General features: G+C 73.1%; 1 protein-coding gene. It reads right to left on the bottom strand.

Annotation, left to right across the window (positions count from 1 at the left end; translation table 11 throughout):
• Positions 1 to 326: hypothetical protein (locus AC5RWQ_RS30790; RefSeq protein ID WP_494286099.1), on the bottom strand; the 326-nt coding region annotated here is incomplete at its 3' end.
• Positions 327 to 379: the final 53 nt, after the last annotated feature.

The following is a 379-nucleotide window of genomic DNA, read 5'->3' as shown; positions in this document are numbered from 1 at the left end:
CCGGTGCTGCTGTCGCCGCCGGTGGTGGTGGTGTCGCCACCCGAGGTGGAGGTGTCGCCACCGGTCGTGGTGTCGCCACCGGTGCTGTCGTCGCCGCCGGTGGTGCTGTCACCGCCGGTGCTGTCGTCGCCACCGATCGAGGCGACGCCGCCGATCGTGGTCGTGTCACCGCCGGTGCTGCTGTCGCCACCCGTGGTGCTGTCGCCGCCGGTGGTGGTGGTGTCGCCGCCCGAGGTGGAGGTGTCACCACCGGTGCTGTCGTCGCCACCGGTGGTGGTCGTGTCGCCGCCCGTGGTGCTGTCACCGCCGGAGGCGCCCTCGGTCACCCCGCTGGTGATGCCCCCGATGAGATCCAGCGCCGAAGCCGGCTTCACGGACG

This window comes from Micromonospora sp. BS32 (assembly GCF_059089345.1).
Note: the sequence above shows the minus strand (reverse complement) of the source record. Positions and strands in the feature narration are given on the sequence as shown.